Here is a 15946-nt window from a genome sequence, read left to right on the forward strand (position 1 = left end):
GGCGACCATCGTACGTCGAGGCGACTCAGCTGCGCAGCGTGAAGGCGAGCAGCTCCGGTGCGCGCCGGGCGAACACCCGCGCACCGACGACGACGCCCACGACCAGCGCGACGAGGCCCACGCCGAGGCCCGCCGCGAACGACCAGGCACCCGCCGGCTCGACGCCGGCGAGCAGGTGACGCCCGGCGAACCAGAACGCGGGGCCGGTGAGCAGCAGGGCCCCGCCGATCATCGTGACCTGGGCGGTGACGGCCGCCCCGCCGTTCGCCTGCGGCTGCTGGAACGGGTCGTCGTGCGGGCGCACCGCGGGGTACGGCATGGCGGCCGACACGACGCTCGACAGGCCGAGGCCGCTCAGCAGCAGCCCGGCACTGACGCCGAGCTCGGGCAGCAGGGCCGTCCAGTCGCCGAAGCCCCAGACCGCGACGAGCGAGCCCACCACGACCAGGGGCACGCCGAGCATCAGCGGGGGCGCGAGCCTCCCCACCCGGTCGGCGAGGCCCCGGGTGTCGGCCGCGACGTGCAGCCACAAGGCCGTGCTGTCGTAGGCGACGTCGTTGTGGGGCAGGAACCCGAGGATGAGGCACATCAGGGGCACGGGCACGAGCGCGAGCCAGTTCCAGCTGACGCCCGCGATGCCGAGCGGCAGCACGAGCAGCGGCAGGATGGGCAGGATCACGAGCGACATGCGGTAGCGGGCGTCACGCGCCCAGTAGGTGAGGCTGCGGGCCGCCACCGCCCCGGTGGGGCTCGCGACGACGAAGTCGAACCAGCCGAGGCCGGCCGCCTCGTCGGCCACGTCGGGCTCGGGCTGGTCGACGAAGGCCCGGGCCACGAGGAGGCGCCAGGCCAGCCACAGCAGGGCCAGCGTCAGCAGCGCGACGGCCAGGTCGGCGACGACCCGGCCCGTCTCGCCCGCGGCCGCGTGGCCCGGCAGCGCGAGCGCGGCGCCGAACGGCGTCCAGGCCAGCGAGTCGGCCACGACGCCCGTTCCCGACGCCCCGGGGAGGGACGCTCGGACGAGGTCGACGACCAGCGGCACGAGCAGCAGCGCCAGCACGACGCCGCCCGCGGCGAGGAACTGCCGCGACCGCTTCGTGGTCAGCACCACGGTGTTCACCGTCGAGGCGACGAGCAGCAGGCCGCAGGCCGTGAGCCCGGCCAGGACGGCAGCGACGACGGCCAGGCCGGCGACGTCGGCCCCGGAGTCCCATGACCGCACGTAGCCGGTCGACAGCACGAGCAGCGCGAGGGTCGGCAGGCCGACCAGGGAGCCCAGGGCGAGCCCGGCGGCGGCCGGCCCCTCCGGGACGCCCAGGACGGCCAGGCGGCGAGGGTCGCTCCAGGCCGGCCGGACGGTCGCGAACGGCACCACGGCGAAGCCGAGCATCAGCAGGGACCCGCCGCCCACGACGAGGGCCCGTGTGTCGGAGAGGGGGGAGTCGCGGAGGCTGCCGACGAGGCCGGCCAACGCGAGCGAGACGAGGAGGACGAGGAGGACCGAGACCACGGAGATCGTGAGGCGACGGGGGCCGAAGCGCACCGTGTTCGCGATCGTCTGCAGCCTCAGTCGGAGAAGCTCTGCAACCATTCCATGCCCTCCGTGACGGCGCGGCCGCCCGCGATCTCGACGAAGGCCTGCTCGAGCGACCGGCCCGCGCGGACCTCCTCGACGCTGCCGCTCGCCAGCACGTGGCCGTCGACGATGACCGCGACGCAGTCGCAGATGCGCTCGACGAGGTCCATGCTGTGGCTCGAGAGCAGGACCGTCCCGCCGCCGGCGACGTACCGCTGGAGCACGTCGGTGACGGTCGCCGCCGACACGGGGTCGACGGACTCGAAGGGCTCGTCGAGCACGAGCACCCGCGGCGAGTGGATGACCGCCGCCGCCAGCGCGATCTTCTTCGTCATGCCGACGGAGTAGTCGCTCACGAGGCGGCCGAGGGCGTCCTGCAGCCCGAACGCCGTCGCGAGGTCCGCCGACCGCTTGCGGGCCGTGGCGCCGTCGAGGCCCCGGAGGGTGGCGGAGTAGTAGAGGAGCTGCGCGCCGGTGAGCCGGTCGAACAGCCGGAGGCGGTCGGGCAGCACGCCGAGGGCGCGCTTGGCGGCGGCGGGGTCGCTCCACACGTCGGCGCCGAGGACGGTGACGCTGCCCTCGTCGGGGCGGAGGAGCCCGGTGACGATCGAGAGGGTCGTGGTCTTGCCGGCGCCGTTGGGGCCGACGATGCCGTAGAAGGAGCCGGCGCGCACCTCGAGGTCGACGCCCTCGACGGCGACGGTGCCCCCGTAGCGCTTGCCGACGCCCTTGATCGAGAGCACGACGGGGCGCTCGTCGGGGTCCGCCGCGGGCACCTCGTCGGCACGGGCGCCCGTCTCGGCGTCGGCGTCGGCATCGGTCTCGGCGTCGGCGTCGGCGTCGACGTCGGGCACGGGAGAGGCGCCGTCGACGTCCGGCTCCGGGTCGGTCGTGAGGTCCTGCTCGGGCTCGGGCTCGACGGCGGGCTCGAGCTCGGGCTCGACGATGGGCTCTGGCTCCGGCTCGGACTCGGGCTCGACGGCGGGCTCCGGCTCCGGCTCGACGGCGGGCTCGGGCTGGGCGTCGACCTCCGGCTCCGTCTCGACGACGGCCGCCTCCGTGGCTCGCGCCGCCACCGCGTCGTCCGCCCGGGCTGCGGCCTCGGCCTCCGCCTCCGCCTCGGCGGCCTCGGCAGCCGCGGCCGCGGCAGCCGCGGCGGCACGGGCGCGAGCGTTCGCGGCCCTCGTCGCGGCGGCCTTCTTCGCCGCCGCCGACCGGTCGGCGGCGGTCCGCGTCGACGCCGGCTTGCGCTTCGCGGCGGGTCGGGCCGTCCGCGCAGCAGCGGCGGCGGGGCGCTCGGCCGTGCCCGCCCCCGGCGTCGTGGCCTCCCCCGAGGCCTCGGCCCGCGCCTCCCCCGGCTCGTCGCCGGTCGTCACGTCGTCGCTCATGTCGTCCCCCCGGGGCAGCTCGGCGGCCCGTCCGCTCACGGTGGAGTCGGCATCGGCGACGTCGTCCTGATCGTCGCGCGCGAGGGCCATGTGCCCACCGTACCAACGCCCCGGTGCCCCGGCGGCCCGGCCGCGCGCATCACGGAACGGTCACGACTCGGGCTCCACGAGACGCCGGACGGGGTCTGCCGGTAGTCTGTGCCGAGCACGATGACGTGTCCAGATCGAAGCTCCGCGGTGAACACCGCTCGAACACGAGACGAGGATCGACGCCCGGGACGGGCCCGATCCCCACCGGCGGGGCACCGGGAGAACGGCGACCAGTCCGCTCTCGCCCCCCTCCGTCGCCAGATCACCGCCGACGGGGCAGACGCCAAGGAGACCCCGTGACCACGAACGCCTCGAGCAAGAACAGCAGCAGCGACCGCGCCGCCGAGCTCGCGACCCAGCAGGTCGTCATCCTCGCCGCCGGCCTCGGCAGCCGCCTCGGCCGCTCGCTGCCCAAGTCGCTCACCGAGCTGAGCGACGGCCGCACCATCATGCAGCAGCAGTTCGAGAACATCCACGCCGCCTTCGGCCCCCGTGCGCGCGTCACCGTGGTCGTCGGGTACAAGTTCGAGCACATCGTCGAGGCCTTCCCGCACGCGTCGTTCGTCTACAACGAGCAGTACGACCAGACCAACACCTCGAAGAGCCTCATGCGCGCGCTCCGCGCCAGCTCGGCGGGCGGAGTCCTGTGGATGAACGGCGACGTCGTCTTCGACCCCGAGGCGCTCCGCCGTGCCGCGCGCCTCGTGCGCGACGACCAGTCGTTCGTGACGGTGAACACCTCCAAGGTCTCCGACGAGGAGGTCAAGTACACGACCGACGCCGAGGGCTACATCGCCGAGCTCTCGAAGCAGGTCAAGCACGGCCTCGGCGAGGCCGTCGGCATCAACTACGTCTCCCGGGCCGACAAGCCCGCCCTGCTGCGCCAGCTCGGCAAGGTCGACGCCCAGGACTACTTCGAGCGCGGCATCGAACTGGCCATCGACCAGGACGGGCTACTCTTTGAGCCCGTGGACATCTCCGACCTCTACGCCGTCGAGGTCGACTTCGCGGAGGACCTCGAGCGCGCGAACCTGTTCGTCTGACCGTCAGCCCGACTGACCACCAGCACGTCGGGCGACCTGGCCGTCGAGGCTCGCCCTGCCCCCGAGGTGTCCCTGACCGCAGAGGACACCCGTGAGCACAGCCCAGGCCGAGCGCCCTCGGCGATCGTCGTCGGCGCGCTACCGCCAGACCCTGTGGCTCCTCACGAGCCGTGACCTGAAGGTCCGGTACAGCACCTCGGCTCTGGGCTACGTGTGGTCGATCCTCGACCCGCTGGTCATGGCGGGGATCTACTTCTTCGTCTTCCAGGTGGTGTTCCGCCGGTCGGTGGGCGACGACCCCTACATCGTCTTCCTCCTCAGCGGCCTCCTGCCGTGGATGTGGTTCACCGGTGCGGTCTCCGACAGCACCCGCGCGTTCCTCCGCGAGGCGAAGCTCGTGCGGTCCACGAAGATCCCCCGGACGATCTGGGTGCTCCGCCTGGTCGCCTCGAAGGGCATCGAGTTCGCCCTCAGCCTGCCCGTCCTCGCGCTCTTCGCCGTCCTCGGCGGCGCCCAGCTGCACTGGCAGGTCGTGTTCTTCCCGGTCGCGATGGCCCTGCAGGCGGTCCTCGTCGCCGGGGTGGGCCTCCTCGTCGCTCCCCTCGTGGTCTTCTTCCGAGACCTCGAGCGCGCGACGAAGCTCGCCCTGCGCTTCCTGTTCTACGCGTCGCCGATCATCTACGGCACCCGTGACCTGCCCGAGAGCCTCCACCTCCTCGCGGCCTTCAACCCGCTGAGCGGCATCTTCGGGCTGTACCGCTCCGCGTTCTTCCCCGAGCAGCTCGACCTGACGGAGGCCCTCGTCGGCGCCGGCATGTGCTTCCTGCTCCTCGCCGTCGGGCTCGCGGTCTTCCGCTCGAGCGAGCGCGCCGTCCTGAAGGAGATCTGATGACCTCGAGCACGCGGCCAGGGCGGGCGACCGTCGAGGAGGGCGACGCCCCCGTCATCCGGGTCGACGACGTCGGCATCCGGTTCCGCCGCAACAAGCGCGGCCGCCGGTCGTTCAAGGACCTCTTCTCCGACAGCAGCCGCCGGTCGCGCCCCGGCGAGTTCTGGGCGCTCCGCGGCGTCAGCTTCACCGTGCAGCGGGGCGAGGCGATCGGGGTCGTCGGGCGGAACGGGCAGGGCAAGTCCACGCTGCTGAAGCTCGTCGCGGAGGTGATCCTCCCCGACACCGGCACCGTCTCGGTCGTCGGCGGGGTGGCTCCGCTGATCGAGATCACCGGAGGGTTCGTCGCCGACCTGACGGTCCGCGACAACGTCTACCTGACGGCCGGCCTGCACGGCATGAGCCGGGCCGAGATCGACGAGCGCTTCGACGAGATCATCGACTTCGCCGAGATCTCCGCGTTCGTCGACACCCCCTACAAGCACCTCTCCAGCGGCATGAAGGTGCGCATCGCTTTCTCCGTCATCTCCCGGCTCGACGAGCCGGTCATCCTGGTCGACGAGGTCCTGGCGGTGGGCGACAAGGCGTTCCGCGAGAAGTGCTACGCACGCATAGAAGAGATGCTCGCCGACGGCCGGACCCTCTTCCTCGTCTCGCACAACGAGCGGGACCTCAAGCGCTTCTGCTCGAGGGGCCTGTACCTCGACGGCGGTCGGCTCGTCCTCGACGGCCCCCTCGACGAGGCGCTGGCCCGGTACGCCTCCGACCACCCTCCCCGCCCGGCGGCGTAGGCTCCAGCGATGCCCGACCAGACCGTGCCCGAGACCCCGCAGCCGCTCCCGCCCGTCCCGTCCGACGTCGTCGCCGAGGCCGACGGGTCCGGTCCGTTCACCGAGTCGCCGTGGCTCCGGCGCCTCGACGCGGTCCTCGCGGTGCAGCGGCCGGTGGCGGTCGCCCACGTGCGACGGCTCCGTCGTCGTCACCCGAAGGCGACGCCCGAGAAGCTCGTGCGGATGCTCGAGCGCGAGTACCTGACCGCCGTCACGGCGGGCGGGGCCGCGGTCGGTGCCAGCGCGGTCGTCCCCGGCATCGGCTGGGGCATCTCCCTGGCGCTCTCCGGCGTCGAGACCGCGGGCTTCCTCGAGGCCAGCGCCCTCTTCTCCCAGTCCGTGACGGAGGTGCACGGCATCGCCCTGACCGACCCCGACCGGGCCCGTGCCCTGGTCATGGCGATGCTGCTCGGGGCGCCGGGCGCCTCGCTCGTGCGCCAGTTCGCCGGAGAAGCCCTGGGCACCGCGCCGGCCCGCACGGCGTTCTGGGGCGAGCTCGTGACCCAGAAGCTGCCCAAGACCGCCATCGACGGCCTCATGGGCAAGGTGCGGAAGCAGTTCGTCCGCCGCTTCGCCGCCTCGCAGGGCGCCAGCATCCTCGGCCGTGCCGCACCGTTCGGCATCGGAGCCGTCGTGGGAGGCGCGGGCAACCACGCGCTCGGACGCAAGGTCGTGCAGAGCGCCAGGACGGCCTTCGGCCCGGCACCCGCCGCCTTCCCTCTCGAGATCCACAGCTAGCCACCCCGTCCGTCGCCGCCGTCCCTCCCCACGGCCCCGTCGCCCACAGGCTGACCGCACGAGTGTCGGCGGGACGACCTACGGTCACGCCATGGACACCACGACCGCCTACCCCGTCCCCCTCGCCGTCGACCGCTCTCGTGGCCCGCGGGTGCAGCGTCTCCTCAACGTGGGCGACGAGCCCCTGCTCGACCTCCGGGTGACGCTGCTCGACACCGGCCTCCTCGTGCCCGTGGCGACCTCGCGGCTCGAGCCCGGCGGCTCGATGAGCGTCAGCGTCATCGGCCCGGAGCTCGAGCGGCGGGGCATCGCCGTCGTCCGCTGGTTCCGCCCCGGCGGAGACGAGTACCTGTGGCGGTTCAGCTTCTGACGGCCGCCGAGCTCAGCGGCCGGAGCGGGCGCGTCGCTCGGCGACGTACTCGGCCGCGGTGAAGGTCTCGATCACGGGCGGCAGGTGCTCCGCGCTCATCCCCGTGACGAAGGTCGCCGGGTCGACGCCCAGCACGACGGCCAGGCGCACGATCGTGTGCAGCACGGGGTTGCCGACCCCTCGCTCGATCTTGCCGTAGTTCGACACGTTCATGCCGGCGAGGTGCGCCACCTCGTCCTGGCTGAGCCCCAGGCGCTGGCGCTCCTGGCGGACTCGATCGCCGAAGAGGTGGGCGGCGGGCGACGAGGGCTCAGGCATGCATCATGAGTACGCGTCCTGCGCACAGAACTCCAGATGCCGTGCCGCCCGGGCATGCATCACCGGTGACTGGATGCCCTAGAGTCCGTCGTCGCCGGTGTCCGACGGATCCGCCTCCTCTATGGCACGCGGGGGCTGGGGGTCCCGCGCGGCGTACTCGTCGCGCCGGGCCACGAGACGGGCGACGGCGGCCTCGAACCGCTGCGTCGCCGCCCCGGGGGCCGTGTCGCCGAAGTGGTGCCGCACCCAGTGCTGCAGGCGCCCCTGCGCCTCCGGGTCCGCCTGGACCCTGTCCAGGACCTCCACCACCTGCGACGCGTCGTCCGCGGTCAACCACTCCGCCGAGCCGAGGTAGCCCCGCTCGTCGACGTCCGCCAGCGGCGACGTGGGGCGGGTGACCACGAGGGGCCGACCGGTCGCCAGGCGGTCGTAGACCATCGCCGAGATGTCGCTGATCGCGACGTCGGCGACCGCGAGCTGCCAGCCGAGCTCCCCCCCGGCGTCGTAGACGTGCTGGGCCGTCGGATCGGCGGCGTTGGCCGCCGCCACGGCGGCGACGATCTCCTCGTGGGCCCGCCGGTAGTCGCGGTCCACGACACCGCTCCGCGGGTGCGGGCGGTAGATGACCCGGTGGCGGCCGCTGGCCAGCAGCGCCGGCACGAGCCGTGTGCCGTGGCTGGCGATGGAGCCGTAGGCCGCGGCCGCCCGGTCGCCCTCCCAGGTCGGCGCGTAGAGCACCACGGTGCGGTCGTCGGGCGAGAAGGGCACGTCGCCCGCCGTGTGGTCGGCCTGGGGTCGGCCGACCGGGACGGCCCTCGCGTCGAGGTCGTAGTCCCAGAGGGCCGCGGCGAGGCGCTCCCGCGCGGCGTCGCCGGCCACGAAGGCGTAGTCGTACGCCTTGAACTGGTTCGTGGTCATGTACATCTTGTCGCTCTCGCCGTGGTTGACGAAGACGTGCCACATGCGCCCGTAGCGCATCATCTGGAAGTTCTTGGCGTTCTGGTTGACGTAGAGCGTGACGGCCAGCGGGTGCGCCTCCACGAAGGCCTCCAGGTCGGCCACCTGGCGGGCGTACACCACCGGGACGGGCGACTCCTCCATCAGCGCGAGCATGGCCCCCGGCGACCGGGAGACGATGGCCACCGGGAAGGTCTCGGCGAGGTGCGCGAGCGGCGCGTACCACTGGCGGATCTGGTACATGTTCACGGACGTGTCCGCGAAGTAGACGGCGACCCTGACGGAGCCGGGCTCCGGCGCGCGACGGACCCGCTCGCGGTCGAGCCGCTCGAGTCGCCGCCGCTGCTGGCGCGAGCGGAACGCCCGACGGGCGAGTCCGCGGGCGAGTGAGAGATCTCGTCTCAGGGGCACGAGGTCGTCCTCCGATCGGTGGCGGTCCGGGCAGGGTGCCGACCGGGCTGATCCAGGCTAGATCACCGGCGGCCGACCCGCCCTCGCCATCCGGGCCACGGCGGCCCACCCGATCGAGCGGCGCCCGCCCGGGCTCGTGCGCCAGCCCTCGGCCCAGCCGCCGAACCACTGGCCGAGACGGACGGGCGTGCGGGCCCAGCGCAGCACCTGGACGATCGTCCACGAGGCCACGTAGACGGGCACGAGCGGCCACGGGAGGTTGCGCTTCGCCAGCCACACCCGGTTGCGGGCGTTCAGGCGGTGGTACTCGGCGTGACGGGCCGGGTCGACGGCGGGGTGGTGGGCGACCAGGTCGCCGTCGTAGCGCACGCGGAGGCCCTGCGCCCAGACGCGCCAGGCGAGCTCGATGCCCTCGTGGGCGTAGAAGTACGGCTCGCCCCAGCCGCCGCAGGCGTCGAAGACGTCGCGGGGCAGGAGCGTCGCGCCCTCCCAGACCGAGAAGACGTCGCCGCTGTCGGTGGGCTCGCCCTTGCGGATGCGCGGGATCCACCGGCGAGGCGACGTCGCCCCTGCAGGGTCGACGACCCGGGGCTGGAGGAGCCCGACGTCGCCCTCGCGGCGCACCACGGCGATCGCGTCGGCGAGGAACGTCGGCGAGGGGAGGGAGGCGTCGTCGTCGAGGAAGAAGATCCAGTCCCCTGAGACCTCCTCGGCGCCGCGGTTGCGGCCGGCGGGGATGCCCACGTTGTCGGGCAGCGCGAGCACGGCGACCCCGTCTGGCACGGGCCCCGGCCCGCCGCCGTTGCCGACGCAGACGACGTCGAGCTCGACGCCCTCCTGCCGGAGGAGCGACGTGAGCCCCGCCGTCAGGTCGGCCGGCCGTCGGCCCTGCGTGAGGCTGACGACCCCGACCCGGGGCAGGCCGGCCGCGCCGGCGCTCAGGACCTGACCCGCTTCGAGGCCATGATCGCGACGAAGTGCCCGACGAGCGCGAGCACCGAGAGCGGCAGCAGCACGGCGACGAGCACACGGTCAGCGCCCAGCGGGTCGCCCACGACCAGCCCGACGACGGCCGCCAGGACGGCCAGCATCGTCAGCTCGACCGAGTGGTAGAGCCGGTGGAACGGCACGAACCTCGCCGCCGAGCGGAGCCGGGCGAGGAGCCGGCCGGAGGGCACCGTGGCGCCGCCCCGCTTGTCGGCCAGGCGGTCGAGGCCCGCGGCCGCCCGGGCGACGTGGACCATGTCGTTGAGCGCCTTGTTCAGCACCACGACGAGAGCGAGCGCGCACCCGAGCGTGGTCCAGAGGTAGTCGGCGGGCGCGTCGAAGGGCCAGCCCGCGGCCCGCACCCCCAGCACGACGGGGATGAGCGCCTCGGTGGAGTAGTGGCCGACCTTGTCGAGGAAGACGCCCGCCGGCGAGCTCGTGCCGCGCCAGCGCGCGACCTCGCCGTCGCAGCAGTCGACCAGCATCTGCAGCTGGCCGAGCACCAGGGCGAGCATCGCGCCGCCGATGCCGGGCACCAGGAGGGCCGCCGCCGTGGCCCAGCCGGTCAGGATCATCAAGCCGGTCACGCCGTTCGCCGTGACGCTCGTCCGCAGCAGCCACCACGTCAGGTACGGCGACACGTCACGCAGGTACAGCGACGCCGTCCAGTGCTCGGCGTTGGCGCGGCTGCGCACCTCGGGGGGCTGGGCGACGCGGCGGAGCTCGTCGATGGAGGTCGGCCTCGTGGGCAGCGAGGTCATGGCGCGGCTACCTCCCGGTGTGAGCGGTGATGTTCTTCGTGAGCGACAGGAAGCCGAAGACGAAGCCGGATCCCCAGCCGAAGTGGATGGAGGGCAAGACTACGAGAAACCACAGCCGCGTGCGGAGGCTCTCGCCGCGCGCGGCGAGCACGGCCGCCGCGACCACGAAGAGCAGGTAGGCCCCCGGGGCCACGAAGCCGAGCAGCGCCCAGGCCCACGGGCTGCCCACGACCGCGCCGACGACGCCGACCAGGCCCACCACGAGGCCGACTCCCGCACCGACGACCATGGCCGGCGGCACGAGGTAGCGCAGCGTGTTCGCCTTCGGGAACCGTCGGGCGAGCTCGCCGCGCCAGAGCCCGGTCGCGACGAACTGCCGGACGAGCTTGCGGAGGCTCGGCCGGGGCCGGTAGGTCACGACGAGCTCCGGCGTGAACCAGACCGTTCCTCCGGTCGCCCGCAGCCGTCGGTTGAGCTCCCAGTCCTGGCCGCGCTTGACGTCCTCGTCGAAGAGGCCGACCTCGAGCAGGCGGGAGCGCACGAAGACGCCGAGGTAGGCGGTCTCGGCCGGCCCCTCCGCGCCTCCGACGTGGTGGGGGGTGCCCCCGAGGCCGACCCGGCTGCCGTACGCGCGCGCCACCGCCCGTTCGAAGGGGGTGCGCCCCTCGGCGAGCATGATGCCGCCCACGTTGTCGGCCCCGCTGCGCTGCAGGGCCGCGACCGCGAGCCGCGTGTACTCGGGGGGCAGGACGGAGTGCGCGTCGACGCGGACGGTGACGGGGTGCACCGAGGCCCGGATGGCGACGTTGAGGCCGGCCGGCGTCGAGCCGACCGGGTTGCGGATGCTCCGGATGCGCGGGTCGGCCGCCGACATCTCGGCGACGACCTCGTCGGTGCGGTCGACGCTCGGCCCGAGGGCGAGCAGCACCTCGAAGGGGCCCTGGTAGTCCTGCGCGACGAGGCTCTCGACGGCGGCGCGGATCTCCGCCTCCTCGTTGAGCACGGGCATCACGTACGAGACACCGGGGAGGGGCGTGTCGGGCAGTGCCATGGTGTCGGGCCTCGGGCTCACGGCGCTGGGCGCACGGTCGGGGACGGGGGATGCCGCCGGCATCCCCGCGAGCTTACCAACAGGCGAGGGCGGGCCCGGGAGCCCCGGGCCCGCCCTCGCGGCGTGCTGTCGCGGTGTGCGCCGCGCTCGGCCTCAGCTCGTGAGCGTGCCGAGCGTGACGGAGGCAGTGGCCGACTTCCCGTCACGGACGTACGTGAGGTCGGCGGTGCTGCCGCCCGCCAGGAAGCGCACCTGCGCGGTGATGTCTGTGCGGCTGGTGACCGGCACGCCGTTGAACTCCGTGACGACGTCGCCCTTGCGCAGGCCCGCCGCCTCGGCGGCTCCCCCGCTGCTGATCTCCACGATCACCGCTCCGACGCGGTCGGCGCCCTGCACGTTCGCAGCGTCGTCGACGCTCGCCCCGAGGAGGCCGTGCGACGCGGAGCCGTTGGCGATGATCTCGTCGGAGACGCGCTTGACGAGGTTCGACGGCACGGAGAAGCCGACGCCGATGCTGCCCGACGACTCGCCCGAGCTCGCGATCGCGACGTTGAGGCCGATCAGCTCGCCCTGCGCGTCGAGCAGCGCGCCGCCCGAGTTGCCGGGGTTGATCGAGGCGTCGGTCTGGATGACGGGCAGCGAGATGACGCTGCTCGCCTGGTTCTGCGTGCTGCCGTCGCCGTTGTTGAACGAGAACGGGCCCTGGCCGTTGTTGTCGTTCTGCTGGCCCTCGTCGGAGCCGTCGGTCGGGGCGGCCGACGACTGGACCGTGATGCTGCGGTTGAGGGTCGACACGATGCCGTCCGTGACCGTGTTCGAGAGCCCGAGCGGGGCACCGATGGCCACCGCGGTGTCGCCGACGTTGAGCTTCGACGAGTCGGCGAAGGTGATGGGGGTGAGGCCCGTGGCGTCGATCTTGAGGACGGCGAGGTCGACGGTCGGGTCGAGGCCGACCACGGTGGCCGGCAGGATGCGGCCGTCGCTCAGGGTGACCGAGATCGTGCCGGAGGCGCTGGCGCCGTCGAGCGTGACCACGTGCGTGTTCGTGACGAGGTAGCCGTCGTCGGAGACGATCACGCCGGAGCCGGTGCCGCCCGACTGGCCGGCCGTCACGTTGATGGTGACCACCGACTCCGTCGCCTTCGCGGCCACGGCGGTGATCGCCGTCGCGTCGGCGTAGTCGTTGACGGTCAGGTCGCGGGACTGGCCGACGACCGTCGAGCTGCCGCCGCCGGCCACCGCGCCGCCGACGACGCCGCCGAGGGCCCCGCCGCCGATCAGGCCGACCGCGAGGGCCGCCGCGACGACGCCCCGGCCACGGCGGGACTTCTTCTCCGTCGGCGCGGGTGCCGCCCAGGTGCCCTGCGGCTGCCCGTCGGCGGCCGGCCACCCGGCCTGCGGGGCCGTCTGCTGGTCGTGCCAGCCGGCCGTCTGCGGGTGCTCTCCGGCCTGCGCGTAGCCGGGCTGCTGGTACGACGCGGGCTGCTGGTAGCTGCCGGGCTGCTGGTAGCTGCCGGGCTGCTGGTACGACGCAGGCTGCTGGTACGACGCGGGCTGCTGGTACGAGGCCGGCTGCTGGTACGAGGCCGGCTGCTGGTAGCTGCCGGGCTGCTGGTACGACGCCGGCTGCTGGTACGAGCCGGGCTGCTGGTAGGGCCGCTGCTGCTGGTACGGCTGCGGGTGGTCGCCCGCCTGCTCGTGGCCCGCCTGCGGGTACGACGACTGCTGCCCGCCTCCCTGCTGACGGGACGCCTCCTCCTCGGCCAGCGACCTCGGGGTGCTACCCGGCAGGGGCGGGGCGCCGAAGCTCACGCGGGGCACGTCGTCCGACCCGCGCGGGGCCTCGGCGGGGTCACGCGGCGTGACCGGCTCCGTGGGGCGGGTGGCGTCGTCGGAGTCGTCGGTGCCTCGGGGGGTGTCGTTCATGGTCGCGGTGCTCCTTCCAAGCTCCGCCAGCCTGGCCCCTCTGCCTGTGGGGAACATATGGCGAGCCTGAGCGGGTCCTGCGGTCTCGGTATGCGCCCACCGCGCGTCGGGTCCGTGCCCGTCACCGGACGACGCGGGGCTGGCCGGTGTGCCGGGCGGCGGCTACGGTGTCGGGACCATGACTGCACCAGCCCCCTGGCAGCGCGTCGCCCGCGGCGCCCGGCTGCTCGACGACGACGGCCGCCTCGCCACCACGATCTTCGCCGAGATGTCCGCCCTGGCCGCCGCGACGGGAGCGATCAACCTCGGGCAGGGCTTCCCCGACGAGGACGGTCCGCGCGAGGTGCTCGACGCCGCGCACGCGGCCCTCGACGCCGGCCTGAACCAGTACCCGCCCGGCCGCGGCGTGCCCGTGCTGCTCGAGGCGGTCGCGGAGCACCAGGCACGGTTCTACGGCCTGCAGCTCGACCCCGCCCGCGAGGTCCTCGTGACGGCCGGCGCCACGGAGGCCCTGGCCGCGACCCTGCTCGCCCTCGTCGACGAGGGCGACGAGGTGCTCACCCTCGAGCCCTTCTATGACGCCTACGGCGCGGTCATCGGCCTCACGAAGGCGACCCACCGGACGGTCCCGCTCCGGGGCACGGACTTCCGCGTCGACCACGACGAACTCCGGGCCGCCTTCTCCGACGCCACGGCGGTCGTCCTCGTGAACGACCCGCACAACCCGACGGGCAGCGTGCTCGACGACGAGACCCGTCAGCTGCTCGTCGACCTGGCGATCCGCCACGACGCCGTGATCGTGACCGACGAGGTCTACGAGCACATGCTCTTCCACGGCCGCCGCCACGTCCCGATCGCGACGCTGCCGGGCGCTGCCGACCGCACGGTCACCATCTCCAGCGCGGGCAAGACGTTCAGCGTCACGGGCTGGAAGATCGGCTGGGCGACCGGCCCGGCCGAGCTGCTGACGCGCATCCTCACCGTCAAGCAGTACCTCACCTACGTCAACGGCTCGGTCTTCCAGCCGGCCGTCGCGGTCGGCCTCGGCCTGCCCGACTCCTACTTCGCGGGCCTCGCCGACAGCCTGCAGCGACGCCGCGACCTCCTCACGGCGGGGCTGACGGCCGCCGGCTTCGGGGTGTCGCCCTCGAGCGGCTCGTACTTCGTGGTGGCCGACTCCCGCCCGCTCGGCTTCGACGACGCAGCGCAGCTCGCCCGTCGGCTGCCGGAGCTCGCCGGGGTCGTCGCCGTGCCCGTGAGCGCCTTCTGCGGGCCGGAGCTCGCCCGCGAGCACTCGTCGCTGCTCAGGTTCGCCTTCTGCAAGACGACCGCGGTGCTCGAGCGCGCCGGCGACCAGCTCGCTCGCCTGCGGACCTAGTCGACCGGAGCGCTCGCGTCTCCCTCACGGAGGGCGGTCTCCCGGCGCGCGAGCTCGCGGCCGGCCTCGCGCAGCCACGGCTCCGGCCGGGCGGACGACTCGGCTGCTCCGCCGGCGAGCCCGGCGAGCTCCACGACGGCGTCGAACGAGCCGGTCTCCGTGGCCACGGACCCCGCGACGAGGGCGGTGCGCACCCCGGCCAGTGCGGCCTCCGAACAGACCCAGGCGACGACCTTGCCCTCGGCGGTCTGGGCGTCGTACCGGCCCTCCCCCGTGACGACGACGTCCGCGGCCTCGACGAAGGAGCGGGCACCGACGGCCTCCGCGACCGCCTCGGCACCGGACTCGAGGACGGCTCCCCAGAGCAGCAGGCCGAAGCCCGTGCCCCCGGCGGCCCCCGCGCCCGGGGTGGCCGGGTCGACGTCGACCAGCGACGCGAACGAGGCCAGCGCCGCCTCGAGCGCGAGCACGTCGTCGGGGCCCGCGCCCTTCTGCGGCCCGAAGACGGCGGCCGAGCCCCTCGGCCCCAGGAGAGGGCTGCGGACGTCGGTCAGGCCGACGACGCCGTCGACCGGCAGGGCGCGGAGCCCGCTGAGGTCGAGCCGCGACGCCGCGGCGAGGCCGTGGGCCCCATCGACGACGGGCTCCCCCAGGGAGTCGAGGAGGCGCGCGCCGAGCTCGGTCAGCATCCCCGCGCCGCCGTCGGTGGACGCGCTGCCGCCCAGCGCGACGAGCACACGTCGCGCCCCGGCGTCGAGCGCGGCCACCACGAGCCGACCCAACCCGCGGGTGTGGGCGTCGTACGGCTGCGGACGCGTCAGCAGGCCGAGGCCGCTCGCCGCGGCGAGCTCCACGACGGCCACCGCGCCCGGCAGCAGCAGCCAGGACGCCGTGACGGGCCGCCCGTCGGGCCCGGGGACGGAGAGCTCGTGCCGCACCGCACCCGGCACGGCCGACTCGAACGCGTCGAGGGTGCCCTCTCCCCCGTCGGCGAGCGGCAGGAGGCGCACGACGTCGTCGGGGCGGACCTCCCGCCAGCCCTGCGCGAGGGCGGCGGCGGCGGGCGCCGCGGCGATCGTGCCCTTGAAGGAGTCCGGGGCGACGACGACGGAGAGGGGCGACTGCATGTGCACACAGTGACACGTCCCGGCGCCCGCGGCGAGGGCGGCGTCGGCGACGGTGCCGACGTCGACGACGGAAGGGACCGCGAGGCCTGCCACACCGGCCTCCGGC

General features: G+C 74.0%; 15 protein-coding genes. 6 read left to right on the forward strand and 9 right to left on the reverse strand.

Going from position 1 to position 15946, the window contains the following annotated elements:
* Positions 1-25: 25 nt before the first annotated feature.
* Both F1C15_RS04685 and F1C15_RS04690 read right to left on the reverse strand, forming a co-directional pair.
* The gene (locus F1C15_RS04685; RefSeq protein WP_156370056.1) at positions 26-1591 is read right to left on the reverse strand and encodes an ABC transporter permease; all 1566 of its coding nucleotides are present in this window, start codon (positions 1589-1591) and stop codon (positions 26-28) included.
* Positions 1567-3054: an ABC transporter ATP-binding protein gene (locus F1C15_RS04690; protein WP_255465486.1), complete on the reverse strand. Its 1488-nt coding sequence runs from the start codon at positions 3052-3054 to the stop codon at positions 1567-1569. The genes F1C15_RS04685 and F1C15_RS04690 overlap by 25 nt, the downstream gene beginning before the upstream one ends.
* Before the next feature lie 368 nt (positions 3055-3422).
* Here F1C15_RS04690 and F1C15_RS04695 point away from each other — a divergent pair, with 368 nt between their 5' ends.
* From F1C15_RS04695 to F1C15_RS04715, 5 genes are all read left to right on the forward strand, one after another.
* Complete coding sequence (locus F1C15_RS04695; protein WP_056058840.1) at positions 3423-4097, forward strand: NTP transferase domain-containing protein; 675 nt, start codon at positions 3423-3425, stop codon at positions 4095-4097.
* Positions 4098-4188: 91 nt separating this feature from the next.
* Entirely contained in the window at positions 4189-4986 is a 798-nt protein-coding gene (locus F1C15_RS04700; protein ID WP_056056527.1) for an ABC transporter permease, read from the forward strand.
* Positions 4986-5777, forward strand: a complete 792-nt coding sequence (locus F1C15_RS04705) for an ABC transporter ATP-binding protein (protein ID WP_056056528.1) — start codon at positions 4986-4988, stop codon at positions 5775-5777. Before F1C15_RS04700 ends, F1C15_RS04705 begins: the two co-directional genes overlap by 1 nt.
* A gap of 9 nt (positions 5778-5786) precedes the next feature.
* The gene (locus F1C15_RS04710) at positions 5787-6554 is read left to right on the forward strand and encodes a hypothetical protein (protein WP_255465488.1); all 768 of its coding nucleotides are present in this window, start codon (positions 5787-5789) and stop codon (positions 6552-6554) included.
* Between the two features lie 91 nt (positions 6555-6645).
* On the forward strand, positions 6646-6924 hold the full coding sequence (locus tag F1C15_RS04715; RefSeq protein WP_056056530.1) for a hypothetical protein: 279 nt from the start codon (positions 6646-6648) through the stop codon (positions 6922-6924).
* Positions 6925-6936: 12 nt separating this feature from the next.
* Here F1C15_RS04715 and F1C15_RS04720 read toward each other — a convergent pair whose 3' ends face one another.
* From F1C15_RS04720 to F1C15_RS04745, 6 genes are all read right to left on the reverse strand, one after another.
* Entirely contained in the window at positions 6937-7242 is a 306-nt protein-coding gene (locus F1C15_RS04720) for a helix-turn-helix domain-containing protein (RefSeq protein ID WP_185233271.1), read from the reverse strand.
* Between the two features lie 78 nt (positions 7243-7320).
* Entirely contained in the window at positions 7321-8610 is a 1290-nt protein-coding gene (locus F1C15_RS04725; protein WP_255465489.1) for a CDP-glycerol glycerophosphotransferase family protein, read from the reverse strand.
* A gap of 57 nt (positions 8611-8667) precedes the next feature.
* Positions 8668-9552 carry a glycosyltransferase family 2 protein gene (locus F1C15_RS04730; protein ID WP_185234071.1) on the reverse strand — a complete coding sequence of 295 codons (885 nt, stop codon included), beginning with the start codon at positions 9550-9552 and terminating at the stop codon, positions 8668-8670.
* Positions 9549-10358 (reverse strand): CDP-alcohol phosphatidyltransferase family protein, encoded by an 810-nt coding sequence (locus F1C15_RS04735; protein WP_056056534.1) that lies wholly within the window; start codon positions 10356-10358, stop codon positions 9549-9551. The genes F1C15_RS04730 and F1C15_RS04735 overlap by 4 nt, the downstream gene beginning before the upstream one ends.
* Before the next feature lie 7 nt (positions 10359-10365).
* Entirely contained in the window at positions 10366-11409 is a 1044-nt protein-coding gene (locus F1C15_RS04740) for a glycosyltransferase family 2 protein (protein ID WP_185233273.1), read from the reverse strand.
* Positions 11410-11562: 153 nt separating this feature from the next.
* Complete coding sequence (locus F1C15_RS04745; protein WP_185233275.1) at positions 11563-13335, reverse strand: S1C family serine protease; 1773 nt, start codon at positions 13333-13335, stop codon at positions 11563-11565.
* Positions 13336-13513: 178 nt separating this feature from the next.
* On the opposite strand from F1C15_RS04745, the gene F1C15_RS04750 reads away from it, so the two are divergent.
* Complete coding sequence (locus F1C15_RS04750) at positions 13514-14713, forward strand: aminotransferase class I/II-fold pyridoxal phosphate-dependent enzyme (protein WP_185233277.1); 1200 nt, start codon at positions 13514-13516, stop codon at positions 14711-14713.
* On the opposite strand, the gene F1C15_RS04755 is transcribed toward F1C15_RS04750, so the two are convergent.
* On the reverse strand, positions 14710-15840 hold the full coding sequence (locus F1C15_RS04755; protein WP_185233279.1) for a glycerate kinase: 1131 nt from the start codon (positions 15838-15840) through the stop codon (positions 14710-14712). The two genes, F1C15_RS04750 and F1C15_RS04755, sit on opposite strands and share 4 nt — an antisense overlap.
* Between the last annotated feature and the right edge of the window lie 106 nt (positions 15841-15946).

Source organism: Frigoribacterium sp. NBH87 (genome assembly GCF_014217665.1).
Taxonomy (GTDB): domain Bacteria; phylum Actinomycetota; class Actinomycetes; order Actinomycetales; family Microbacteriaceae; genus Frigoribacterium; species Frigoribacterium endophyticum.

What these genes read in the sequence shown, in the direction of transcription:
- F1C15_RS04685 (WP_156370056.1), bottom strand. Translation starts at nt 1,591, where the DNA reads ATGGTTGCAGAGCTTCTCCGACTGAGGCTGCAGACGATCGCGAACACG.
- F1C15_RS04690 (WP_255465486.1), bottom strand. Translation starts at nt 3,054, where the DNA reads ATGGCCCTCGCGCGCGACGATCAGGACGACGTCGCCGATGCCGACTCC.
- F1C15_RS04705 (WP_056056528.1), top strand. Translation starts at nt 4,986, where the DNA reads ATGACCTCGAGCACGCGGCCAGGGCGGGCGACCGTCGAGGAGGGCGAC.
- F1C15_RS04710 (WP_255465488.1), top strand. Translation starts at nt 5,787, where the DNA reads ATGCCCGACCAGACCGTGCCCGAGACCCCGCAGCCGCTCCCGCCCGTC.
- F1C15_RS04715 (WP_056056530.1), top strand. Translation starts at nt 6,646, where the DNA reads ATGGACACCACGACCGCCTACCCCGTCCCCCTCGCCGTCGACCGCTCT.
- F1C15_RS04720 (WP_185233271.1), bottom strand. Translation starts at nt 7,242, where the DNA reads ATGCCTGAGCCCTCGTCGCCCGCCGCCCACCTCTTCGGCGATCGAGTC.
- F1C15_RS04735 (WP_056056534.1), bottom strand. Translation starts at nt 10,358, where the DNA reads ATGACCTCGCTGCCCACGAGGCCGACCTCCATCGACGAGCTCCGCCGC.
- F1C15_RS04740 (WP_185233273.1), bottom strand. Translation starts at nt 11,409, where the DNA reads ATGGCACTGCCCGACACGCCCCTCCCCGGTGTCTCGTACGTGATGCCC.
- F1C15_RS04745 (WP_185233275.1), bottom strand. Translation starts at nt 13,335, where the DNA reads ATGAACGACACCCCCCGAGGCACCGACGACTCCGACGACGCCACCCGC.
- F1C15_RS04750 (WP_185233277.1), top strand. Translation starts at nt 13,514, where the DNA reads ATGACTGCACCAGCCCCCTGGCAGCGCGTCGCCCGCGGCGCCCGGCTG.
- F1C15_RS04755 (WP_185233279.1), bottom strand. Translation starts at nt 15,840, where the DNA reads ATGCAGTCGCCCCTCTCCGTCGTCGTCGCCCCGGACTCCTTCAAGGGC.